This is a genomic window from Pedobacter cryoconitis (genome assembly GCF_003259615.1).
Classification (GTDB): Bacteria; Bacteroidota; Bacteroidia; order Sphingobacteriales; family Sphingobacteriaceae; genus Pedobacter; species Pedobacter cryoconitis.
In genome coordinates this window covers 21,730-43,508 of the sequence record NZ_QLLR01000014.1, presented here as the reverse complement: position 1 = coordinate 43,508, position 21,779 = coordinate 21,730, and the positions used below count along the sequence as shown (strand labels likewise).

The 21,779-nt window shown below is 40.3% G+C and carries 25 protein-coding genes; 19 read left to right on the top strand and 6 right to left on the bottom strand.

Going from position 1 to position 21,779, the window contains the following annotated elements:
* The first annotated feature begins 7 nt into the window (after nucleotides 1-7).
* Nucleotides 8-1,411 carry a RagB/SusD family nutrient uptake outer membrane protein gene (locus tag LY11_RS14535; RefSeq protein ID WP_111634395.1) on the top strand — a complete coding sequence of 468 codons (1,404 nt, stop codon included), beginning with the start codon at nucleotides 8-10 and terminating at the stop codon, nucleotides 1,409-1,411.
* 69 nt (nucleotides 1,412-1,480) lie between these two features.
* On the opposite strand, the gene LY11_RS14530 is transcribed toward LY11_RS14535, so the two are convergent.
* Together LY11_RS14530 and LY11_RS14525 are read right to left on the bottom strand one after the other, a co-directional pair.
* Nucleotides 1,481-2,857 (bottom strand): aspartate kinase, encoded by a 1,377-nt coding sequence (locus LY11_RS14530; protein ID WP_111634394.1) that lies wholly within the window; start codon nucleotides 2,855-2,857, stop codon nucleotides 1,481-1,483.
* Between the two features lie 65 nt (nucleotides 2,858-2,922).
* Nucleotides 2,923-3,282: a DUF4180 domain-containing protein gene (locus LY11_RS14525; protein ID WP_111634393.1), complete on the bottom strand. Its 360-nt coding sequence runs from the start codon at nucleotides 3,280-3,282 to the stop codon at nucleotides 2,923-2,925.
* A 121-nt stretch (nucleotides 3,283-3,403) separates the two neighbouring features.
* Between LY11_RS14525 and LY11_RS14520 the strand changes: the two genes are divergently transcribed.
* The gene (locus LY11_RS14520; RefSeq protein ID WP_111634392.1) at nucleotides 3,404-4,105 is read left to right on the top strand and encodes a toxin-antitoxin system YwqK family antitoxin; all 702 of its coding nucleotides are present in this window, start codon (nucleotides 3,404-3,406) and stop codon (nucleotides 4,103-4,105) included.
* Between the two features lie 76 nt (nucleotides 4,106-4,181).
* A complete protein-coding gene (locus LY11_RS14515) occupies nucleotides 4,182-5,123 on the top strand; it encodes a carbohydrate kinase family protein (RefSeq protein WP_111634391.1) in 942 nt (313 codons plus the stop codon).
* Nucleotides 5,124-5,222: 99 nt separating this feature from the next.
* Here LY11_RS14515 and LY11_RS14510 read toward each other — a convergent pair whose 3' ends face one another.
* Together LY11_RS14510 and efp are read right to left on the bottom strand one after the other, a co-directional pair.
* Entirely contained in the window at nucleotides 5,223-5,426 is a 204-nt protein-coding gene (locus LY11_RS14510) for a hypothetical protein (protein ID WP_111634390.1), read from the bottom strand.
* A 659-nt stretch (nucleotides 5,427-6,085) separates the two neighbouring features.
* The gene (gene efp, locus LY11_RS14500; RefSeq protein ID WP_111634388.1) at nucleotides 6,086-6,646 is read right to left on the bottom strand and encodes an elongation factor P; all 561 of its coding nucleotides are present in this window, start codon (nucleotides 6,644-6,646) and stop codon (nucleotides 6,086-6,088) included.
* Between the two features lie 239 nt (nucleotides 6,647-6,885).
* On the opposite strand from efp, the gene katE reads away from it, so the two are divergent.
* Nucleotides 6,886-9,033 carry a catalase HPII gene (gene katE, locus LY11_RS14495; protein WP_111634387.1) on the top strand — a complete coding sequence of 716 codons (2,148 nt, stop codon included), beginning with the start codon at nucleotides 6,886-6,888 and terminating at the stop codon, nucleotides 9,031-9,033.
* Nucleotides 9,034-9,110: 77 nt separating this feature from the next.
* Here katE and LY11_RS14490 read toward each other — a convergent pair whose 3' ends face one another.
* On the bottom strand, nucleotides 9,111-9,608 hold the full coding sequence (locus LY11_RS14490; RefSeq protein ID WP_111634386.1) for an ankyrin repeat domain-containing protein: 498 nt from the start codon (nucleotides 9,606-9,608) through the stop codon (nucleotides 9,111-9,113).
* A gap of 153 nt (nucleotides 9,609-9,761) precedes the next feature.
* Here LY11_RS14490 and LY11_RS14485 point away from each other — a divergent pair, with 153 nt between their 5' ends.
* From LY11_RS14485 to LY11_RS14415, 15 genes are all read left to right on the top strand, one after another.
* The gene (locus LY11_RS14485; protein ID WP_111634385.1) at nucleotides 9,762-10,313 is read left to right on the top strand and encodes a Crp/Fnr family transcriptional regulator; all 552 of its coding nucleotides are present in this window, start codon (nucleotides 9,762-9,764) and stop codon (nucleotides 10,311-10,313) included.
* Nucleotides 10,314-10,379: 66 nt separating this feature from the next.
* Nucleotides 10,380-10,823, top strand: a complete 444-nt coding sequence (locus tag LY11_RS14480; protein ID WP_111634384.1) for an acyl-CoA thioesterase — start codon at nucleotides 10,380-10,382, stop codon at nucleotides 10,821-10,823.
* Nucleotides 10,824-10,897: 74 nt separating this feature from the next.
* Nucleotides 10,898-12,313, top strand: a complete 1,416-nt coding sequence (locus LY11_RS14475) for a TolC family protein (protein WP_111634383.1) — start codon at nucleotides 10,898-10,900, stop codon at nucleotides 12,311-12,313.
* A 13-nt stretch (nucleotides 12,314-12,326) separates the two neighbouring features.
* Nucleotides 12,327-13,298 carry an HlyD family secretion protein gene (locus LY11_RS14470; protein ID WP_111634382.1) on the top strand — a complete coding sequence of 324 codons (972 nt, stop codon included), beginning with the start codon at nucleotides 12,327-12,329 and terminating at the stop codon, nucleotides 13,296-13,298.
* 5 nt (nucleotides 13,299-13,303) lie between these two features.
* Entirely contained in the window at nucleotides 13,304-14,503 is a 1,200-nt protein-coding gene (locus tag LY11_RS14465) for an ABC transporter permease (RefSeq protein ID WP_111634381.1), read from the top strand.
* 2 nt (nucleotides 14,504-14,505) lie between these two features.
* Nucleotides 14,506-15,678: an ABC transporter permease gene (locus tag LY11_RS14460; protein ID WP_111634380.1), complete on the top strand. Its 1,173-nt coding sequence runs from the start codon at nucleotides 14,506-14,508 to the stop codon at nucleotides 15,676-15,678.
* Nucleotides 15,679-15,748: 70 nt separating this feature from the next.
* Nucleotides 15,749-16,168, top strand: coding sequence for a DoxX family protein (locus tag LY11_RS14455; protein WP_111634379.1), 420 nt, complete (start codon nucleotides 15,749-15,751; stop codon nucleotides 16,166-16,168).
* Between the two features lie 73 nt (nucleotides 16,169-16,241).
* Nucleotides 16,242-16,817: a hypothetical protein gene (locus LY11_RS14450; RefSeq protein WP_111634378.1), complete on the top strand. Its 576-nt coding sequence runs from the start codon at nucleotides 16,242-16,244 to the stop codon at nucleotides 16,815-16,817.
* Between the two features lie 71 nt (nucleotides 16,818-16,888).
* Nucleotides 16,889-17,926 carry a tRNA 2-selenouridine(34) synthase MnmH gene (mnmH, locus tag LY11_RS14445; protein ID WP_111634377.1) on the top strand — a complete coding sequence of 346 codons (1,038 nt, stop codon included), beginning with the start codon at nucleotides 16,889-16,891 and terminating at the stop codon, nucleotides 17,924-17,926.
* A 15-nt stretch (nucleotides 17,927-17,941) separates the two neighbouring features.
* Complete coding sequence (selD, locus tag LY11_RS14440) at nucleotides 17,942-18,991, top strand: selenide, water dikinase SelD (protein WP_111634376.1); 1,050 nt, start codon at nucleotides 17,942-17,944, stop codon at nucleotides 18,989-18,991.
* Between the two features lie 20 nt (nucleotides 18,992-19,011).
* Nucleotides 19,012-19,467 (top strand): rhodanese-like domain-containing protein, encoded by a 456-nt coding sequence (locus tag LY11_RS14435; protein WP_211321555.1) that lies wholly within the window; start codon nucleotides 19,012-19,014, stop codon nucleotides 19,465-19,467.
* 7 nt (nucleotides 19,468-19,474) lie between these two features.
* On the top strand, nucleotides 19,475-19,792 hold the full coding sequence (locus tag LY11_RS14430; RefSeq protein ID WP_111634375.1) for a Sip1-related alpha-galactosidase: 318 nt from the start codon (nucleotides 19,475-19,477) through the stop codon (nucleotides 19,790-19,792).
* Nucleotides 19,749-20,123: a hypothetical protein gene (locus tag LY11_RS14425; RefSeq protein WP_170132692.1), complete on the top strand. Its 375-nt coding sequence runs from the start codon at nucleotides 19,749-19,751 to the stop codon at nucleotides 20,121-20,123. Before LY11_RS14430 ends, LY11_RS14425 begins: the two co-directional genes overlap by 44 nt.
* Before the next feature lie 78 nt (nucleotides 20,124-20,201).
* Nucleotides 20,202-20,522, top strand: coding sequence for an ArsR/SmtB family transcription factor (locus LY11_RS14420; protein WP_111634373.1), 321 nt, complete (start codon nucleotides 20,202-20,204; stop codon nucleotides 20,520-20,522).
* Nucleotides 20,519-21,016 (top strand): SRPBCC family protein, encoded by a 498-nt coding sequence (locus LY11_RS14415; RefSeq protein ID WP_111634372.1) that lies wholly within the window; start codon nucleotides 20,519-20,521, stop codon nucleotides 21,014-21,016. The genes LY11_RS14420 and LY11_RS14415 overlap by 4 nt, the downstream gene beginning before the upstream one ends.
* Nucleotides 21,017-21,159: 143 nt before the next feature.
* Here the strand turns inward: LY11_RS14415 and LY11_RS14410 are convergent, their stop codons facing one another.
* On the bottom strand, nucleotides 21,160-21,762 hold the full coding sequence (locus tag LY11_RS14410; protein ID WP_111634371.1) for a hypothetical protein: 603 nt from the start codon (nucleotides 21,760-21,762) through the stop codon (nucleotides 21,160-21,162).
* Nucleotides 21,763-21,779: the final 17 nt, after the last annotated feature.

Below are 21,779 nucleotides of genomic sequence, written 5' to 3'. Positions count from 1 at the left end.
TAAGCACATGAAAATCTTAAAATATATATTACTCCTGAGTGTGGTATGGATGTCATCCTGTAAAAAACTGGATGAAAACCCACAATCATTTATTTCACCTGTTAATTTCTATAAAACTAAAAATGATGCACTTTCAGCAATTACAGCGGTATACGCACCCGTTCGTTTAAATGGATTTGTGACCCGTAACTATGTTATTCTTGGTGAAATCACAACCGATAACATGTTTCCCCTAAATAACAGTGCGCCGAGAATTGAGCTCAATACCTATGTACATACTTCCCAAAATGGTATTCTGCGCGAAACCTGGGATAACTTTTATATTGGGATAACCAGGGCGAATGCTTCCATCAATAAAATACCTGCAATAAATATGGAAGAAGCACTGCGTACAAGGTTAGTTGCTGAAGCTAAATTTTTGAGAGCATTTTATTATTACCACCTGGTCCGTTTATTCGGGGATCTGCCAATTGTTACCGCCGAAGTAAGTTCCTTAGATCAGCTGACTTATCCAAAACGTGACCCTAAAGCTGATGTCTATAAACAGATTATTGCAGATCTTACCGCTGTAGAAAATGTATTGCCTGCAACTTATAGTGGTGCAGATCGTGGCCGGGCAACCAGTGGCGCAGCAAAATCCTTTCTGGCCAGTGTATATTTAACCTTAAAACAGTATCAGCTGGCTGCCGATAAAGCAAACGAAGTGACCACTTTAGCTGGTGCAGGTTATGGGCTCTGGGATACCTATACAGATGTCTTTGATATTAAAAATGAATTCGGAAAAGAAGCCATATTTGACGCGCAGTTTGTGAGTGGCCCGGGTGGACAAGGAGGAAATCTTATTGCCTTTTTTGCGCAGGAAAATAATAGTGTAGGCGGAAGAGGCTTCGGTTCATTCCAGCCAACCACAGAGATTTATGATAGTTATACCGCTGCCGATAAACGTAAAGCTGTTTTCTTTGTCAAAGGTACTGACGGTAAATATTACGTGAATAAATGGATAGATGCAGATGCAACAACAGAAAATCAAAGTGATAATAATTTCCCGCTCATGCGTTACGCAGAAGTTGTGTTAACTTATGCAGAAGCTTATAATGAATTAAATAGTCCTGTTAATGGTAATCCTGCCTATAAAGCCGTCAATAGTATCAGAAAAAGAGCAGGGCTGCCTGATCTTGAAAATTTAACACAAGATGGCCTTCGGAATGCAATTCTGCAAGAACGCAGGTTAGAACTTGCTTTTGAAGGCAGCAGGTGGTTTGATCTGGTGCGTACCGGTAAACTCGTTTCCACGCTAACTGCTAAAGGGACGACCAATGTCAGGGAATATCACAACTTGTTTCCTGTGCCGCAGTTTCCTTTGGGCGTAAATCCAAATCTGGCACCTCAGAATCCGGGTTATACGCAGTAACCCTGAATAATAAAAAAGACCCTTTGAAACAATTTATTTCAAAGGGTCTTTTTTAATAAAAGTCAAATATTACTTCATCGCCTTGTTCAATGCGATAATAGCCATCTTAAACTGCTCAGGAGCAATCAGGAACTGAATGTTTACTTTCCTTAATGCAAAACCGGCACTCTTGATATTGATATTGTTTTCGGTCAGCGCATTCGCACTTTTAGCCAATAGACCAGGCTGATCCATATTCGTACCCAGCAAACAAACCATAGCCACTTTTTCTATCGTCACTTTCTCAAAATCGTCTTCCAGTTTACTGATCAGCTTTTTGTTAAAGTCACGCGCCCAGATCACAATAGAAATACTGTTTGCGCTGGTCGCTTTAAATGTATAACTCACTTTATGATCATAAAATGCCTGCATGATCTGTAAGTCACTTCCTACATTGCCAACCATCGAAGGATCATATACATCAATCATTAATAACTTGTCAGTTCCGGTAATGACCTCTACGCGTTTATGTTCGCAAACAAACTCACGCGTAATCAAAGTACCCGGATGGGAAGGCTCAAATGTATTTTTAATCCGCAGATTAATACCACTTACTTCCAATGGTTTTGAAGCCTTCGGATGGATAGCTTCCATACCCACATCTGCCAGCTGATCTGCAATATCATAATTGGTATACCCAACCGGAGTACAATTTTCCAGGCCTACCAGCGCAGGATCAGCAGTAGACAAATGATACTCTTTATGAATAATAGCTTCTGCAGGTCTTAAAAACCCGGCAATTTTACTGAAGGTAACTTCTGAATACCCTCTGTCAAACTCACGCATAATCCCTTCAGTACCCTTGGCATAACCTGTAACAATACAAAGTGTCTTTTTAAGCTCAATATTTTTAAAAGCATGTTTAATACGCTGATCTATCGTAAAAGCACGGTGATCGTCAAATCCGCTCAAATCAACCAGTGCAGTATTGATGTTCATATTCTGCAGGATATTGGTAAAGTTAAAAGCCGAATGACTTTCACCAATCGAAGCTAATATTTCACGTGCCGCCTGCAATATCCCTTCTTTACTTACGTAACCAGAAGCCAAAATATTTGCTAAATTTTCCAGATATTTCTGAGCCTGATTAACGTGATTCTCAATAAACTGATCTGCAACTGCAAGATCCAGTCCGAGGTCAGCGTATTTTTTATTAATCACTTTTAATTTGACAATCAAATCTTTCAGCGGGCGATGAAAATTCTGGTGTTTCGCAATGCGGTGATAAACACCCGGCGCACCTGTTTTCTTGTTTTCAAGCAAAAGATCTGTAACGCCTGAGAACGCTGATACTACGAATATCCTGTTATATAACTGATCGCCCGTACGTTCAAATAGAATAATATTTTTAATGACATCCTGCAAGGCACTCATAGAAGTGCCGCCAATTTTTTCTACTGTTAACATCTAATATATTTATTATACCAGGATTATGCTGGTTCTTTGTTTAGTTTTCCGCCTAAAATACAGGATTATTTTGATAATTTTTCTACTCCAAGTTCAACAGAATCAAGGAAATTAATCTGTTTACCTTTATTGCTTTCAAAAATGAAATCTTTGATGCTCTGCCCGGGGTATTGGATAAATTCACCAACAATTACCAACCTTACTCTATAGTTAGAGAATTTTTGAAGAATTTCGCCTGCAATCCCTGTTTTCAGGTCAAAGAAAGCCGGAATAATGTTTCTCTCGCGGATGATAATTTTATCGAAATCCTGGTAATAAAGATCAACTAATAACTGCAGTCCTTCTTCGGGATTGTTAATCAGTACATCATCTGAAATTACTTCTGCTATTTTATGGTCACCAGCCTGGTGTGTTTTTATATTCATGTTATGTTTTGACAGGTATCAGTAAACTTACTTATTTATAAGAATTGGCAAGATTTTTATAAATTTATGGATTAAAAGTTAGCCTGATGAAATCCGGTATAAAGAAATAATAAATAAACAGATGAAAAAGAATGCCATTTTAATTGTTTTGCTATTTGCATTTACTACAACCTTTGCACAAGTGAAAACACAATATTTTGATGAAGATTGGAAACCTGTAGCTAAAGAAGATATGGTCTATTACAGACCCGAGCCGAAAGCTGTTAATGGAAAATATCTTTTCAAGGATTTTTATAAATCCGGTAAGCCGCAATTTGTAGGGTTCTCTCTCTCTAAAACAGAAGAGAAATTTGACGGAGAGGTTAAATATTATGGAGAAAATGGTAAAATCAGCGGAACATCTGTGTTTAAAAATGGAGTGCTGAATGGGGCAGTGAAAACCTACTTCGAAGATGGAAGACTAAGACAAGATGCTACCTATAAAGATGGAGAGGAGCAGACTGCTACAGTATACACCTATAAAGGAACAGAAATTGAAGGTATCCCATCAGTATACGATCTGATTACCATATTTGAAAAAGACGAACGCGTTAAACAGATTATTTATGATGGCAACCCGAAAGGTATCCGTCAGGAGTCCTTTTTAAGTGAAGGAAAAGCGAAATATTACGGAGCAGATGGAAAACTGCTGGGAGAGCTGATCTTCGATTTATATGGTAATCCTAACAATGGAACCATGATTGAATTTGATTTTAATCCGATGAAAGTTTCCGCTACGCGCTTTTTTGTTGACGGTGAGGAACAGGAAAATAAGCAGATCTGAATTTTTAATGCTGGCTATCAATAAACAGCTGGTTAAAGGTGTATCTTTAAAGAAAAGAGCAATTTTGATTTAAGAGATGAGCAGGAAAAATAGTCTTCAGGTAGTATGTTTTGGGGAAGTATTGTGGGACAACTTTCCAGCCGGTAAAAAGCCCGGTGGTGCGGTCATGAATGTGGCTTATCACTTAAAAAACCTGGGCGTAAACAGTCACCTGATCAGCAGGGTTGGCGCTGATCAGAATGGTACAGAATTAATGCAGGTCATGAAGGATTCCGGCGTAGCTACTGCGTATGTTCAGCTGGATCAGGAACATAAAACCTCCACTGTAGAAGTCACTACTGATCAGGACAATGAAGTCCGCTATGAAATTGTTAAGCCTGTGGCCTGGGATTATATCGCTTATGAAAACCCGCATATCCGTCTGGTGGCACAAGCCGATGCGCTGGTTTACGGAAGTTTATCCGGTCGCTGTGAAACCAGCAGGCGGACGCTGGAGAAATTGCTGGCACTGGCCCACTATAAAGTAATGGATGTTAACCTGCGCGCGCCCGATTACGAGCCGGATTATATCGCAACGCTACTCTGTCAAACAGATCTGCTTAAATTAAACCTGGAGGAACTGACAATTATCAGTGATTGGTTCAGTCAGGATTGTCAGACAGAAATTGAACGTATAGAGTTATTGAGGAACAAATTTAGTATTCCGGAGATTGTGGTCACAAAAGGAAGCAAAGGAGCCTCTTATTATGGAGATCAGGCCGAGCATCACTGGTCTGCTTACGCGATCCAGGTACAAGATACCGTAGGCAGCGGAGATTCTTTCCTGGCAGGGCTGTTGGCTATGAAACTATCAAACGAATATATCAATGATACTTTAGATTTTGCGGTTGGGCTCAGCGCTTTCATCACCACAAAAGCAGGGGCCTGTCCCCCTTATAAAATAGCAGAGGTAAATAAATTTATCAGGACCTATAAAAAAGAATGGAGTGTGGACCGCTGGCCGAATCCTGCTTCTTAAAAATCATGTCTGTTAAATTGGGACCAAGTCATAAACTTGTGGATCAGGGATTAAATTTCAAGTTTTGGGTTTGATATTTTCTGAGTTCAAAGCAGCTGGTTACGATTCTTTAATAAGCCAATTACTTCCTGATTTTTCCAGGCTTGCTACTTTGACGAAAGTTCTCTGATGCCTTTGGGTTTCCATTGATTGTTTCATTGTGCCCCTTACAGAACTTTTGAAACAACCTGTACTCCAAACTGCTGCTTTAAAAATGAAATCGCCCAGGATTCCCTTTACAAATTTACCCGTTAAACTTCCCATAATCAATAAATGCCTTTCCACCAATGTAGGCTATTCGTGTTAAAGATTATCCTGATGCGTAAAAAATGTCCGTAATTGTCCGTAGCTGTCTGCAATTGTCCGCAGTTGTCCATGGGTTAGTCAAAGGGAAAATTATAATTTCATTAATCTTCAACTAGTTATGGTTTGGTTGTGCCTGAGTGGTGGTCGGGATGACACCAGGTTGAGAACAGGCTTTAAGCATGGCAAGTCCATGTTGTTTCAACTAGTTGTTTTGACTTGGACTTGCCATGGACTCAGGGTACTCTTACCTTGGACTTACCCTAACGAGTACCCGGACAGTACCCGGACAGTACCCGGGCAGTACCCGGCCGATATAGATCTATTATTAAGCTATTTTGAATTTATTTACTAACAGCCCGGCCTTGTTTCGGCTGAGTCATTCCCATGCAAATTGAAAGCTTTCAGCGCAACTTCCAGAGGCATAACAGCATCCGTGATAGCAAAGACTTTCTGTTTAGCGTGTCAAAATTTATGCTTAAAAAAGAGCCTGCTCCACAAGTTTATGACTTGATCCTTAAATTGCCTGTCAATTTCGGGTATCACAAAAAAAGCAGCCCGATAAGCTGCTTTTTTTGTTAAAAAGAATATAAATAAAGCCATCAGGATGGCGAAATTACTTATTTTACACGTTCAACGTATTCACCCGTACGTGTATCTACTTTTACTTTGTCACCTTCATTAACGAACAAAGGAACTTTGATTTCAAAGCCAATTTCTGTGGTTGCATATTTTAATGCACCAGAAGAAGTATCTCCTTTAACAGCTGGTTCAGCATAAGAAATCAGCAACTCTACAAAGTTTGGTGCCTGAGCCATAATAGGTTCTTCACTTTCAAAAGAAACGATAACATCCATTCCTTCTTTGATAAACTTTGCAGCTGGGCCGAACAACGCTTTAGCCACACTGAACTGCTCAAAAGTAACGTTATCCATCACTACAAAGTAGTCACCTTCTTCATATAAATATTGGAAATCACTAGTTTCTACACGGCAAATTTCAACCTGCTCGTCAGTTGCTAAACGGGCCTCTACAATTTTCCCGGTTTTAATATTACGAAACTTTCCTAAGTAGAAAGCTCCACCTTTACCTGGTGTACGATGCAGGATTTCTGTAACTGTTACCAATTCGCCGTTGAAACGTAAAATATTTCCTACTTTGATTTCGGATGCCTTTGCCATAAAATATAGTTGTAAAATTTGAGTTCAAATATATGTGCTTTTTTTGTGTATTTATAGTTCATTTTATAACATCTTATCCTTTCTTAATCACAAAACCCATATTCAACAGCATATTTTAATTTAAAACATTTCATAAAACGGTTTGTTCTGGTTGCGAATTAGCGGAAAAGAGCCTGACTCTTAACTATAAAAGGCTATAACCACAGAAGATAATAACTACAAAAGATAAATATCGGATTATGAAAAAACCAGCAGTATCTCCACCGGAAGTAATTTCAAAAAATGAAGACCTCCAAACCAATAAAGAAGACGGGTCAGGCCAACTGCTGACCACTAATCAGGGATTAAAAATCAATGATGATCAAAACTCACTGAAAGCCGGTGAGCGCGGGGCGACACTGCTGGAAGATTTTATCCTCAGAGAAAAGATCACCCACTTTGACCATGAAAGAATTCCTGAACGAATTGTTCATGCCAGGGGATCAGGTGCACATGGTGTATTTGAATTGTATAAATCTCAGGCTGAATATACAAAAGCAGGATTTTTAAATGACACTACAGTAAAGACCCCGGTTTTTGTCCGTTTTTCAACAGTGGCAGGTTCCAGAGGCTCTACAGACCTGGCCAGGGACGTAAGAGGTTTTTCCGTTAAATTCTATACCCAGGAAGGTATTTACGATTTTGTCGGTAACAATATGCCTGTGTTCTTTATCCAGGATGCAATTAAATTTCCAGACCTGATTCATGCGGTGAAACCTGAACCACACCATGAAATGCCTCAGGCAGCTTCTGCGCACGATACCTTTTGGGATTTTATCTCCCTGATGCCCGAATCTTCCCATATGATTATGTGGCTGATGTCGGACCGGGCAATTCCACGCAGTTATAGAATGATGGAAGGATTTGGTGTCCATACTTTCCGCCTGATCAATGAAGAAGGAAAATCACACTTTGTTAAGTTCCACTGGAAACCACTGCTTGGTGTACATTCCGTAGTCTGGAATGAAGCTTTGAAGATTTCAGGAAATGACCCCGATTTTCATAGACGTGACCTTTGGGAAGCTATTGAAGCAGGTGCATTTCCCGAGTGGGAATTGGGAATTCAGGTGATTCCGGAAGAAGATGAACATAAATTCGAATTTGACTTGCTGGACCCGACTAAATTAGTTCCAGAAGAGCTGGTTCCTGTTCAAAGAATCGGAAAAATGACCCTGAACAGGAACCCTGATAACTTCTTTGCAGAAACAGAGCAGGTTGCATTCCATCCTGGTCACCTTGTGCCGGGTATTGATTTTACCAATGACCCACTTTTACAAGGTCGTTTGTTCTCTTATACCGATACACAGCTTTCAAGATTGGGAGGGCCAAACTTTCATGAAATTCCTATCAACAGGCCAATTTCACCCGTACATAACAATCAAAGAGACGGACATATGCGCCAAACCATCAATACCGGGCGCACCAGTTATCAGCCTAACAGTATCAATGATAATTCACCATTGCAAGCTAAAGTTTCAGAAGGTGGTTTCAGCTCTTACCAGGAACGCATAGATGCGAAGAAAATCAGGGCACGCAGTGATAGTTTCTTTGATCATTTTTCTCAGGCTACACTTTTTTACAACAGTCAGTCTGAACCAGAAAAGAATCACCTGGTTGACGCATTGCGATTTGAACTTGGAAAAGTAGAAATCGTGGAAATTAGAAAACGTATGCTGGGTATTTTAACACAAGTAGACCTTACACTAGCTAAACGTGTCGCAGAAGGTTTAGGTCTGGATGTACCAGCGGGGCCGGAAAAACCAGTTAATCACGGTGTTCCTGCAGATGCTGATCAACAAAGCTACGAGCCGAAAATTGTAAAAAGCACATTGAAAGCAAGTGCGGCACTCAGTATGAAAGATACGCCAAAGGATACTATCAAAACCAGGAAAATTGCTATTCTGGCCGCTGACGGTGTGAATGGAAATCAACTGGACGCTTATAAAAAGGTACTCGAAGCAGCCGGAGCAATGACGAAAATTGTAGCTACTCACGACGGACATATTAAAGATGACTCAGGAAAATTAATCAAAGTTGATTTTACTTTCCTGACTACCGCATCTGTTTTATTTGACGCGGTTTATGTACCTGGTGGTGAAAAGTCAGTTCAAGCCTTAAGTGCTGAAGCAGATGCAGTACACTTTGTTGAAGAAGCTTTCAGACATTGCAAAGCTATTGCCGCCAGTGCAGAAGGAGTGGAGTTCATCCTGCTTTCTAACATCCCGGTAAAAGATGAAAAGGAACCGGTTGAAGGATTATTGCTGAACAAGACAGCTAAAGATTTTGAAAAAGCGATACAACAACACCGTTTCTGGGAACGGGAGAAAAAAGGAAAGATACCAGCTTAGTTGAGATCTGGTAATAATCATAAAGGCTATATCAATTGATATAGCCTTTATGATATAATTTAAAAAATAAACTCAGTTTAAGATGCGTTATGATTTACATCGTCTTGTTCCAGCAACGCGATTCCAGCCTCATTTCCCTGCTGCGCAGCCAAATCAAAAACTGATAACCCTCTGGAATCCAATATTGTCTTGTCCGCCCCATGGCTTAACAGCAAACTAACCAGCTCATTTCTGCCGAACATGGCTGCAAACATCAAAGCAGTTCCGCCATTTCCGTGCTGAAGGTTCAAATCAGCCCCATGACTAATCAGCAATTCAGCAATATCACGATAGCCTTTAAAAGAGACACCCATCAAGGCCGTATTACCGCCAAAGTCCTGCGCATTGACAGCTGCACCCGAGTCCACCAATAATTTTACCGCCTCATACTGGTTATTATAAGCTGCAATAATAAGCGGAGAATACCCCTTTTCGTCCTGAGCATTTAAATCAGGATTATCCTGAAGTAATTTCTTTAATTGATCAACGTCTCCCGTTCTTGAAGCATTGATGAGCGCATAAGTTTGATTATCCATTTGTTGATCTGATTAAATTCCGTATTAATGAATAGGTGAACACCAGAATTCTGAAATGGTTTATTAAAAAGCTCAAAAACCGTTTAAGATTCGCTTATTATGCCCTTTTGCCGGAAAATGATTATTTTTGAAGATCACCACGAAAAATAAGATATGACTTTGAGTGAATACATCGCTGAAATGCTGAGTACAAATGAAACCTTTCCATTTCCTACAGTTACTGCAGTGTATTCCAAAAAATCCGTTCTGACCAGTATAGGTCAGGTGGAAAGAAATATCTATTTTCTTAAGGAAGGGATTATAGAGATCGGTATGGAAACCGAAATCGGGAATAAAATCATTGACTTCTGTTTCTCCAATGATCTGGTTTCCTCTTATACCTCTTTCCTGGCGCAAGAAACATCAGATGTATATCTCTATTGCTTAACAGATTGCATTGTAGAAATTGTCCCCTATGCTCAATTAAAAGAAGCCTATAAAACGTCTCTTCTCGCTAATCAATTTGGCAGGCTTGCTACCGAAGGACTCTATATGAAAAGAGTGAGAAAAGAAAAAGATGCCCTCACTAAAAATGCAGAACAACGCTACCTCGAACTAATTAAATACAGACCTGAAGTGATCAAGGAAATCCCCGTCCACCGGATTGCCAGATACCTTGGTATTCATCCTGAAAGTTTGAGCAGGCTTCGTAAATCAATTTCCTAACATAGGTCAGTATAATAAAAAACGGCTATATGTTACCTTTGTCCCTATAAATAATCCGTAGAGATCATGGTACATTTTCAGAAAAGATTAGCATTACGCTGGGCCGATTTAGACCCCAACTTTCACCTCAGACATAGCAGTTATTACGACCTGGCTGCCCAATCCCGGTTAGAAATTTTAGGTGAACTCGGCCTGACAATGACCGTGATGCAAGAACAGCACTTTGGCCCGGTTATCTTCAAAGAATCCTGCACATTTCTCAGGGAGATCAAATCTGAAGACGTGATCAACATTAATATCAAAGTGGAGAAGATGAGTGCAGACGGATCAAAATGGTCTATTCTGCAAGAATTTACCGATCAGGAAAATAAAGTAAGAGCCATTCTTACCGTCGAAGGCTCCTGGATAGATACAAAATTACGTAAACTGGCCCGGCCAGTACCCCAGGTTGCTCAGGATGCTTTTAACCTGTTACCGAAAATAGAAAAAACATTAAACGATAGTTTTTAGTTTAAACTAGTATAAACGCAGTATTCACTGATTAAAAATGTAAATTAGAATTATTGCGGGAAATTCATTACCCTATGAGAAACTATTACCCAACCAGGCTGGTGTTTACCGCTGTTCTGTTTATTTCACTATTGTGGATAAACACTGTACAAGCCCAGGCAGTACCGGATTTACCTACGCTGATGCAGCGCGCTGTCAATAAAGACGCAGAACTGGCCAATAAACAACTCGACGTAGAACAAAGCAAAGATTCCAGACAAGCCTTATCAGATGCCTATTTGCCACGTGTAAGCAGTATGGCGAGTTATGCTTATTTAAACAGCAGTGTCAATGCGAGTTTGCCATCCTCCACCTTTCCTATTTTAAATATTCCTATTCCAGCTTTGGATGGTAGCTTTAACATGCACAATAATACCTGGCTGGCCAATGTAAGTGTAAAAGCATTACTCTTTGACGGATTTAAAATTGGCAATTATAAAAAGGCAATCACCGAAAAGATGAAAGCTCAAACAGTCATTTTAGAGAATGACAGGCAGATAATTATTGGTAAAGTCAGTGAAACCTATGACATGCTTGCGCTGCTAAAACAAAGTAAAGTAGTGCTGGATAATAGTGGCAAGCAACTGGAAGCACAATCAAAGATTGCCGATAAAGCGCTTTCCTACGGTCTGATCACTAAATATGAACACAAGAAGATTGAAGTTGCCCGGGCACAATTAGCAGCAAAACTGGTAGAATATGACGGGAAAAGGAATTTAGTCCTTAAACGATTAGCACAGCTGACCGGAACCGGCACAGATACACTTCAATTAATTGATAACAGCCTGGTGCCTTACCTGAATGTAATTCCGAATCAGGATGTCAATAACCGTCCCGAATTTGCCGCACTCGAAGCTCAGGACAGAGCATATAACTATCAGCTTAAAGCTAAAAAGAATCATTTGATACCTACTGCTGCGGCCTTCGGTTCGGTATCTTATATGAGCTTAAACAATCTTGTCTTTCAAAATAAAGCCGGAACACTCGGCCCTAATACCGGTGATGTCAAACTTCAGATGAACAAACTGGAACTATTCCCCACTTTTATTGCGGGCGTGGGTGTAAAATGGGACATCTTCGATGGATTTGAAAGTAAACATGAAATCAGGAAAATAAAGATTGAATTACAACAGGTCAGGAATAAAAAAGAAGAAGCAAAAGAATTATTGTCGCTTGGTCTGGTTAAAGCAAATACCGATTACAGTATTGCTACCGCACAGATTGCTGCCAAAGAGAAAGAAAAAGAAGTATCTCTGGATGCCTTACAAATTGCTACAAAAGAATTCCGGGTCGGACTGATCAAACCAGCCGATCTGATCGCGGCCATAACCGATAGTGAAAAAGCTGAACTAGGTTACTTAGAAACCGTATTCAATCAAAGAAGGGCCGCTGACGAAGCACATAAAGCTGCCGGAAACCTGACTATAGACAAATTCAAATCAAAGAAATAAACATTCTATCAAGATGAAGCATATTAAAATATTATTACCGCTGATTATAATTTTCTTTGGTGTTACCTCTTGCAGCCAGAAAAAATTGGAGAACGCATTTGAAGGAAAGATAAAAAGAGAAACCATTGCCTTTACAACTAAAGTAGCAGGGCGGATCCTGAAAATATATGTAAAAGAAGGAGATCTGGTACATCGCGGAGACACGCTGGCTATGTTGAATCTACCAGAAGTTACCGCTAAAGTAGCTCAGGCACATGGCGTGGTTAAAGCTGCATCAGCACAACATACCATGGCCGATAATGGTGCCACTTCAAACCAGCTGAAACAAATACAGGCTAAATATAAAGCTACTGCAGAACAATTCTCTTTTGCGCAGAAATCCTTTAAACGTGCCAGTGCAATGTATGCCGACAGTATGATGGCCCCCCAGGCTTACGACGAAGCGTTTGCTAAATATCAAGGCGCAAAAGCACAACTTGAAGCCACAACAGCAGAACTGAACGAAGCCAAAAAAGGCCCGCGTGCAGAAACAAAAGAAGCTGCAATGGGACAGCAGCAGCAAGCAGAAGGCGTATTACAAGAAGCAGAAGTTGCTTATTCTGAAAGATACATTATTGCCACCAATGATATGGCTGTAGAAACCATTACTTTACACGAAGGAGAACTGGCAACCCCAGGTTATGCAATCTTCAGCGGCTATATTCCAAGCAGTACCTGGTTTCGTTTCACTATCCCTGAAAGTCAGATTTCTGAACTTAAACAAGGCGCAGAGGTGACTGTAAAGGTTCCTTATAACCAGGAAACATTTACCGGGAAAATAGTGACTATTAAGCAGATGCCTAAATATGCCGATATTACTACAGCTTATCCGGACTACAAAATGGACGAAGCTGTTTATGAAATTAAAGTTATTCCGGCAGATATTAAAAAAACTGAAACCCTGCTTTTTAACGCTGCTGTTTTACTGCCAAGGGCTAAGCTATAAATCCGATGCACCAGCAGATCAATAACTTCTTCTATTTGGTTAAACGAGAGTTTGGCTTGTTCTGGAGCAACAAAATATTTGTGGTTGCCTTTCTGATCATGCCCGTTATCCTTGCTTTTTTATTAGGCAATGTTTACATGGACGGCGCAGTGAAACACCTGAAAATTGTGGTGGTAGATAAAGACAATACCCCGATGAGCAACAAGCTGATCGATATGTTTTCCGATCACCCAACCCTGCACGTACTGGAAGTCAAACATGAAACTATAGACCTGGATCAAACCATACTCGATACACGTGCAATTGCTATTGTGGTGATCCCGGAAAGGTTTGAATCCGATGTGCTGAATAAACGTAATCCTGAAGTCAACAGTTATCTGAACATGAGTAATACCGTTGCTGCGGGGGCAGCCGGAACTGCGATTGCACAATGTAACGGAACCCTGAACGCAGGAATTGGTATAGAGGCGATGAAGAAATCGGGTTTGCCTGCCAGTGTAGCTGCCCAAAGAATTCAGCCGTTCCAGCTCAACCTTTTTCAACTCTATAACCCCGGGCAAAGTTACCTGGTATTCCTCTGGCCTGCACTTATTTTCTCCATCCTGCATCAGCTCCTTTTATTGGCAATGGCTGTTAGTTTTTCGCAGGAAATAGAAAACAATACCTTTAACACAGCGGGTATTTTAGGCCGTACTACTTCAGCCTTTCAACTCATCATTGTCAAGATGTTCCCTTACGTAATGCTGTCGATGATTACCCTGCTGGTCTTTTACTTATTCAGTCTGCACTTTAAACTGCCCAATCCCGTGCATCCCGAAGTGCTTTTTCTGTCACAAATTCTGATGGTGATCAGCACCTGTTTACTCGGCGGTTTATACAGTCTTATTTTTCCCTCTCAACTGAAAGCGACAGAGCTGCTTTTATGTATTGCTTCACCCGCATTTACCGTATCCGGCTTTACCTGGCCAGCAGATCAGACCCCTGTTATCCTGGAAGTTTTTGGCAAAATTATCCCATTGACCCCATATTTAAGAAGTTTGAGAGCCTTACTGCTTGAAGGGGCGAATATTCACGATGTAATGCCCTTTATCCAGCATCAGCTTATTTTGATTGCAGTATATTTTTTAATAAGTTTTATACTGCTGAAATTAAAAATCAGGAAAAGCCTTCGGGTATCAGCAGAAGTTAAGACACAAGAGGAATAACCATGAACAGATTTAAAACATTTCTATCCTTAACAGGCAGAGAATTCAGGTTGTTCAAGAACAATCCGATTATGGTGATGCTGTTTATTGGTGGACCCATTTTGTATGGAATCATATTTGGAGCGGTCTATCAAAAAGGTAAGTTTACCGATTTGCCTGTGATGGTCGTTGATAAAGATAACTCTGCAATGAGCACCAGATTTATTGATATGCTCGATGATATGGATGTGCTGAAGGTGGTAGCCGTGAAACACGAAACCATAAACATGAGAACCGCCTTAATGAATGACAAAGCATTGGCGGCCGTAGTGATACCTGATGGGTTTGAAGCTGACCTGTTGCAGAACAGACATCCCGAAATCAATGCCTATGTAAATAGCGCGAACCTGATGACCTCCAGTTATGTATCCCGGGGTTTACTGACTGCTGGCGGAACATTAAATGCAGGTATAAAAATAGGGGCAATGCAGAAGCAGGGGTTGCCGGTGGCAGTAGCTGCGGGCCAGTATGAAGCCTTTCATTCCAATACTTTCCGTTTATATAATCCGGCTTCTAATTATATGATTTATTCCTGGCCATCTTACCTGGCTATCATTTTGCAAACGGTAACTATTGTAGTGATGGCACTGAGTTTTACCTCAGAATATGAAGCCAGTACTTTCAAAGAATTATGTCAGAAAAGCAAGTCTGTATCGATGATGATGGCTATCAAAGTTATTCCTTACTGGATCATATCCATAGGTTTGGCAGGTATTATGGCCTGCTTCTATGTGATTTTCAGAGAGCCCTTTCCCAAACATATACTGGACGCAGCCGTCATCTTTTTCCTGTTTATTGCTGCTGCAACTTTTATGGGAATGGTAGCCAGTATAATTTTTAAAACCCAGTTAAGGGCGGTACAATTTTTAATGGTACTTTCCATGACGGTATATATTGTGTCCGGATATAGCTGGCCTTTTGATCAGACCGGGTGGGCAGCAAGAGTATTTGCTTATATTTTTCCAATGATGCCTTTTGTTAACGGATACCGGATCTTGTTATTTCAAAGCGGTACGCTGAGTGCTATCAGTGATTATACCACTATTTTAGTTATTCAGGTTTGTTTTTATGCTTTACTATCTTACCTGCTTTTGAAAATAAAGACCTGGAAGGACATGAAAAATAGTCAGTCCTGAGCTAAATTTGAGGAAGCCAAACTTTTTGACTGGTTTCATGTTCTCCTGATGATATTAAGCGAATAGAGATATGAAAATGCAATTAAATCCAACCAGCAAAGCACAGACTATTGCCCGTATCCTGTTAAGTCTGATTCTGCTGACTGCAGGGATCGGACACCTGAGCTGGGCAAGGATAGAATTCCTCGCGCAAGTGCCTGATTGGGTTCCCCTGAATAAAGATCTTGTCGTGATCTTATCCGGAATTGTAGAAATATCTATGGGGTTATCCCTTTTATTCTGGAGCAGCCAGCGTATCAGGATTGGCTGGATTGTGGCGCTGTTTTTTGTACTCGTTTTTCCCGGTAATATTTCTCAGCTCATCACGCATACCAATGCTTTTGGCCTGAACTCAGATTTGCTTCGTGGCATCAGGTTATTATTTCAGCCAGTGCTGGTGATCTGGGCATTGTGGAGTACAGGAGCATGGGCGGCATGGCGTAAACAATAAATTGTTGAATTAAAACAGAACATAACCTGTGTTATAAGCGTTATAGCCAGGTAAAACCTATAAAAGCAGCACAATGAAGCACACAACCTATCAGGAAGCGATTGAAGAATACGAATTAAAAGAAAATGAACAAGCGCTATTGCTTTATGCCCATTATGGCAGAGCAATCTATATGGGGCAGGTTTTAGAGCAGCAGACTATCAATATGTTAGCTATAGATGACATCGTTAAAAACAAACCTGATTCACAAGATGCCTATGAAGCAATCTGGGCTAAATATGACCATAGTAAAATGATGGTAGGGGTGATGACTACTTTATTACAAGAAGCTTATCAAATCAGTGATATTGATATGGAGGAATTCAGAGAAGTTTTGGTCTTGAGAAATAACTTGGCCCACAGATACTTTAGATTTAATGATGTATTATTCTCCTCGCATGGCGGACGTAAGCGCATGGTCAAAGACTTTGTAGATTTCACTAACAGTATCAAAGCAATAGAAGAAAAACTATCAGCTTATATTGCTTCTTATAACAATGCTGCGGGTTTAAGTGCAGAACGGATTGCTGAACTGCTGGCAGAAAGAAAAGAAGAATGGAAAGACAAAGTGATCGATGATACTTATGACAGTTCATTAAAGTATAACTAACCTGTTACACAAACAGGCTCGTAATTTCTATAATTTGATCATATTTACGGATCTGGTACTAAATCCTTAAAATGATCAAATCAATTGCTATTCATGACTTTATCAATTTACCTGAATCCGTTCCTTTAATTGATGTCAGAACTCCTTTAGAGTTTCAGCAAGGCAGTATACCCGGTGCATTTAATGTGCCGATTTTCACGAATGAAGAACGTGTTCAGGTAGGTACAACCTATAAACAAGTTGGAAGAGAAGAAGCGATTTTATTAGGCTTTGATCTTACAGGGAATAAATGGTCGTCTTTTATTAAGACGGCTTTAGCCATTTCACCCGAAAAAAAGATTGCCGTTCATTGCTGGCGCGGGGGCATGAGAAGTGGTGCAATGGCCTGGGCACTTGATTTGTATGGCTTTGAAGTGTATCTTATTGAAGGTGGGTATAAGAATTACCGCAGATGGTCTGTCGCACAGTTTGAAAAATCCTATCAATTAACTATCCTGGGCGGGATGACGGGCTCTGGTAAAACCAGGCTTCTTCATCAGCTTCAGGCTATGGGTGAACAGATCATAGATTTGGAAGAATTGGCGCAGCACCAGGGATCATCCTATGGCACGATGAATAAAATGGTGCAGCCTACACAAGAGCAATTTGAAAATAACTTCGCTTTTCAACTAAATAAACTCGATCCTGAAAACCGGATATGGGTAGAAGACGAAAGTCTGACCATTGGTAAAAGGTGTATCCCGAACCCTTTCTGGTTTCAAATGAGAAGCTCGTTAGTTTTAAACATAGCGGTTCCACAGGAACACCGTGTCGAAATGCTGGCTGTAGAATACGGAGCCTTAGACCCTGAATTTTTAATCGGATGTACCCAGCGTATCTGGAAGAGGCTTGGCCCCGAACAGACTAAAAATGCTATCCTGGCAATCGAAGATAACCGTATGGCCGACTTTATCCGGATCGTATTGGTTTATTATGATAAGACCTATAAAACAGGCCTTCATAAACGTGATCCGGAGAAAATTAAAACAATAGCTATTGATAGTAAAGACATCAAAGTGAATGCGGCCAAAATACTGGCATCTATACAGGAATTACATTCCGCTCAATAAACATAACTCAGAAAAATGGAACCGACTTCTATAAAACTTACCCAATACTCACATGGCGCAGGATGTGGCTGTAAAATTAGTCCCGCAGTGCTTGACAAAATCTTGCACACTACAGTTCCGGCTACAGCTGACCCTCGTCTTTTAGTCGGAAACGATAAAAGGGATGATGCTGCCGTATTTGATTTGGGCAATGGAACAGCCTTAATTTCGACTACAGATTTTTTTATGCCTATTGTCGATGATCCCTATGACTTTGGCAGAATTGCCTCTGCAAATGCGATCAGTGACGTTTACGCGATGGGAGGAAAGCCAGTAATGGCCATCGCTATTTTGGGGTGGCCTATTGAAAAGCTTGCTCCGGAAGTTGCACAGAAAGTTTTAGAAGGCGCGAGAGCTATTTGTGCTGAAGCTGGGATTACCTTGGCCGGCGGACACAGTATTGATTGTCCTGAACCGGTTTTCGGATTATCAGTTAATGGGCTGATTAATATTCCTCACCTGAAACAAAATTCTACCGCTACTGCCGGCTGTCGTTTATATTTAACCAAAGCATTGGGCGTAGGCATTTTATCGACCGCACAAAAGAAAGGTGTTTTACTTCCGGAAGATGCAGCAATTGCACTCAAAAGTATGACTACACTTAATAAAATGGGGGAGTTATTTGGTCAGTTGCCAAGTATAAAGGCGATGACTGATGTAACAGGTTTTGGTTTGCTTGGTCATTTGGCTGAAATGTGTGATGGAAGCAGTTTAAGTGCAACTATTGAATTCGATAAAGTACCTGTAATTGCATCATTGCCATATTACCTTAACCTGAACTGCTATCCGGGTGGCACACAAAGAAACTGGAATAGTTACGGGCACAAGATCAGTACATTAACAGCTCATCAAAAGTTTATTCTGGCAGACCCTCAAACCAGCGGCGGCTTATTGGTTGCTGTAGAAGCTGAAGGAGTAGAAGAATTCGAAGCACTTTTAAAGAATCAGGGCTTAATTGATGCAGACGTTGTTTCTTTTGGCTGGCTGGAAAATACAGTACACGAACCCTTGATTAAAGTAATTTAAAACGTTAATATTATAGAACTATGCTTAAGAACATTTTATTAAAAATATCATTTACTGCATTGTTATTCACAGCGATCACAGCTGTTTGTTTTGCGCAAGTATCAAAACCTCATTTCCAAAGTAATCCCTGGAAAGAAGAGCAATTGATTTCGCCCGCTGTATTAGCGAATATGATCAGTAAAAAAGAAGATGTTAAAATTTACAATATTGGAGTTGTTCAAAATATTAAAGGAGCAACGAACCTGGGGGCTGCCAGTGAGGCTGAAAATTTAGATAAGCTGAAAGAAATCCTGAAAACTACCCCTAAAAATAAAGCGATTGTGATTTATTGCGGATGTTGTCCAATGGATAGATGCCCAAACATCAGACCCGCATTTAAAGCATTTGTGGATCAGAAATTTACAAATGTGAAATTGCTGGAGCTTCCTGAAAATATCAAAATTGACTGGATTGATAAAGGATACCCGGTGGAATAAAACGCAAATGAGAAAAATATCAGTATACCTCACCCTTATCTATTGTCTTTTCCACTTCAAAACTTCTGCTCAATCCAACCAGGGTAATAGTTTAGCTTTAAAGCCGCCAATGGGCTGGATGACATGGAATTATTTTGCAGATCAGATCAACGAAAAAGACATTATGGAAATGGCCGATGCCATGGTCAGTACCGGCATGTTAAAAGCAGGCTATAATTATGTACTCATTGATGACGGATGGCAGGGAGGAAGAGATAACAAAGGCCGAATATGCAAGTCAGATGAGTTTATGGTGTATGCTGGCCTCGCCGCTGGCAGCTACTAATGATATTCGTCACATGACTGAAGAAGTTAAACGGATTCTGTTAAATCCTGAGGTGATTCTGCTCAATCAGGATTCTTTAGGAAAACAAGCTGTCCGTAAATTAAACAATGAAACCTGGATAGTTTTTCTAAAACCACTGGCCAATGGTGACTACGCATTAGCCATCTTAAACCGCACAGATCAAACCCGGAAAATCACTTATAATTTTGGGTTAACCGGGAACTATCAAATCAGAGATTTATGGCAGCATAAAGTTATCGCAACAGGGAATAACTGGAGCGGTAATGTTAATTCATATGAAACCAAGCTGTTCCGTCTGATCAGAAAATAAAAATATGTCATATAATTTGCGCAATTGATCGGTTGCATGTATATTTGCAACTGATCAGTTGCTTAAATTGTGTATCCTATGAGAAGAGACGTATTTCAGGCCATTGCCGATCCTACCCGCAGAGCTATCCTGGCTTTATTAGCCATTCAGGCCATGACTCCGAATGCCATTGCTGAACATTTTGACAGCAGCCGTCAGGCTATTTCCAAACACATAAAAATACTGACTGAATGCCAGCTCGTTAATCAAGAACAATCCGGCCGTGAAATACACTATCATTTTAATCCTCAAAAGATGAAAGAAGTGGATACCTGGGTAACGCAATTCCGTGCACAATGGGAAAGCCGCTTTGATCAGTTGGATGAACTATTGAAAAACCAAAACCATAAACAATCATGACAAAAAGAGAAGCAGTCTTTTCAAAGGACATGGAAAACAAAAAACTTAGCGTAGTCAGGCTATTTGATGCCCCGCTGGCGCAGGTATGGAAAGCCTGGACCACAGCAGAAATTCTGGATCAGTGGTGGGCTCCCAAACCCTACAAAGCGGAAACCGGGCATATGGATTTTCGCGAAGGCGGGCAATGGCTTTACTGTATGGTGAGTCCTGAAGGGGAAAAAACCTGGTGCAGGGTAGATTATCATACTATTGATGCTCAAAACAGTATTACCAGTGTGGCGGTATTTTGCGATGCACAAGGCAATGAAAATCCAGACTTTCCTAAAGTGAGCTGGAAAAAGGAATTCAGCCAGCTGGATAGTAAGAGGACTCAGGTCACTATTGAAATTACTTTTGAGCAAACAACTGATATGGAGATGCTCCTGAAAATGGGCTTCGAGGGAGGCTTTACTGCAGGACTGAATAACCTTGATCAATATCTGGAGAATTTATAATTGAGCATACCCTGAGCATTCAATTTTTGGCACTCTAAAAGCCATAATTGTTAAGATGTTCAGGGTATATCAAATTAAATGGCTGGATTGATCAGTCGTTTTATAGTTACCAGGTGTGACAGTAATACGATCGGTACTATGCATCATGGCAGCCATACAAAAGGGAAATATAATAAGGCAATATTTGGTTGATCGAATGCGAATTGCTGAATAGGAAATGGGGCAGATAAGACAGCTGTACTCACAATATTAGCAAGAGATAGCAGACAAAGGATATTCCATGCGATTAATATTTTTCTGCTCAGCACATTTTTGATAGATTCAAAATAATAAACTAAAGGTGCCGTTAATCCACATAGGATATCAAAATTCCGTCCGTCAAAGGTCATGATTCCCGGAATAACTCGGTGCATAAATAGCCAATATAAACCAATTTCTACCGGGATTCTTACCACGTGGAGTAACGTCAATATTTTCACGTTAAAACTATCAAGTATATCTTTTCTGGTAAAAAAGAGGACTGCAATGAGTACCACAGGAGGGAAAACTAACAAGGCAAACCGGGGTGGGATGGTTGTGGTAACCGTATAAAATCCAGACAGACCAACAATAGCTTGCAATGCCAGCCATGAAAGTATGATCAGGATTAAAGATTTTGAATAATTGCTGGCTTTGTAGAGCATCCATACACTGAAAATTGTACTGAGTATAAAGATGAGTCTGATGTAAAAAGGTAAATGTTCCATAGCTTTTTTGTTTATAC

Coding starts and splice junctions, on each gene's coding strand:
- LY11_RS14535 (WP_111634395.1), top strand. CDS start 8: ATGAAAATCTTAAAATATATATTACTCCTGAGTGTGGTATGGATGTCA.
- LY11_RS14530 (WP_111634394.1), bottom strand. CDS start 2,857: ATGTTAACAGTAGAAAAAATTGGCGGCACTTCTATGAGTGCCTTGCAG.
- LY11_RS14525 (WP_111634393.1), bottom strand. CDS start 3,282: ATGAATATAAAAACACACCAGGCTGGTGACCATAAAATAGCAGAAGTA.
- LY11_RS14520 (WP_111634392.1), top strand. CDS start 3,404: ATGAAAAAGAATGCCATTTTAATTGTTTTGCTATTTGCATTTACTACA.
- LY11_RS14515 (WP_111634391.1), top strand. CDS start 4,182: ATGAGCAGGAAAAATAGTCTTCAGGTAGTATGTTTTGGGGAAGTATTG.
- LY11_RS14510 (WP_111634390.1), bottom strand. CDS start 5,426: ATGGGAAGTTTAACGGGTAAATTTGTAAAGGGAATCCTGGGCGATTTC.
- efp (WP_111634388.1), bottom strand. CDS start 6,646: ATGGCAAAGGCATCCGAAATCAAAGTAGGAAATATTTTACGTTTCAAC.
- katE (WP_111634387.1), top strand. CDS start 6,886: ATGAAAAAACCAGCAGTATCTCCACCGGAAGTAATTTCAAAAAATGAA.
- LY11_RS14490 (WP_111634386.1), bottom strand. CDS start 9,608: ATGGATAATCAAACTTATGCGCTCATCAATGCTTCAAGAACGGGAGAC.
- LY11_RS14485 (WP_111634385.1), top strand. CDS start 9,762: ATGACTTTGAGTGAATACATCGCTGAAATGCTGAGTACAAATGAAACC.
- LY11_RS14480 (WP_111634384.1), top strand. CDS start 10,380: ATGGTACATTTTCAGAAAAGATTAGCATTACGCTGGGCCGATTTAGAC.
- LY11_RS14475 (WP_111634383.1), top strand. CDS start 10,898: ATGAGAAACTATTACCCAACCAGGCTGGTGTTTACCGCTGTTCTGTTT.
- LY11_RS14470 (WP_111634382.1), top strand. CDS start 12,327: ATGAAGCATATTAAAATATTATTACCGCTGATTATAATTTTCTTTGGT.
- LY11_RS14465 (WP_111634381.1), top strand. CDS start 13,304: ATGCACCAGCAGATCAATAACTTCTTCTATTTGGTTAAACGAGAGTTT.
- LY11_RS14460 (WP_111634380.1), top strand. CDS start 14,506: ATGAACAGATTTAAAACATTTCTATCCTTAACAGGCAGAGAATTCAGG.
- LY11_RS14455 (WP_111634379.1), top strand. CDS start 15,749: ATGAAAATGCAATTAAATCCAACCAGCAAAGCACAGACTATTGCCCGT.
- LY11_RS14450 (WP_111634378.1), top strand. CDS start 16,242: ATGAAGCACACAACCTATCAGGAAGCGATTGAAGAATACGAATTAAAA.
- mnmH (WP_111634377.1), top strand. CDS start 16,889: ATGATCAAATCAATTGCTATTCATGACTTTATCAATTTACCTGAATCC.
- selD (WP_111634376.1), top strand. CDS start 17,942: ATGGAACCGACTTCTATAAAACTTACCCAATACTCACATGGCGCAGGA.
- LY11_RS14435 (WP_211321555.1), top strand. CDS start 19,012: ATGCTTAAGAACATTTTATTAAAAATATCATTTACTGCATTGTTATTC.
- LY11_RS14430 (WP_111634375.1), top strand. CDS start 19,475: ATGAGAAAAATATCAGTATACCTCACCCTTATCTATTGTCTTTTCCAC.
- LY11_RS14425 (WP_170132692.1), top strand. CDS start 19,749: ATGAGTTTATGGTGTATGCTGGCCTCGCCGCTGGCAGCTACTAATGAT.
- LY11_RS14420 (WP_111634373.1), top strand. CDS start 20,202: ATGAGAAGAGACGTATTTCAGGCCATTGCCGATCCTACCCGCAGAGCT.
- LY11_RS14415 (WP_111634372.1), top strand. CDS start 20,519: ATGACAAAAAGAGAAGCAGTCTTTTCAAAGGACATGGAAAACAAAAAA.
- LY11_RS14410 (WP_111634371.1), bottom strand. CDS start 21,762: ATGGAACATTTACCTTTTTACATCAGACTCATCTTTATACTCAGTACA.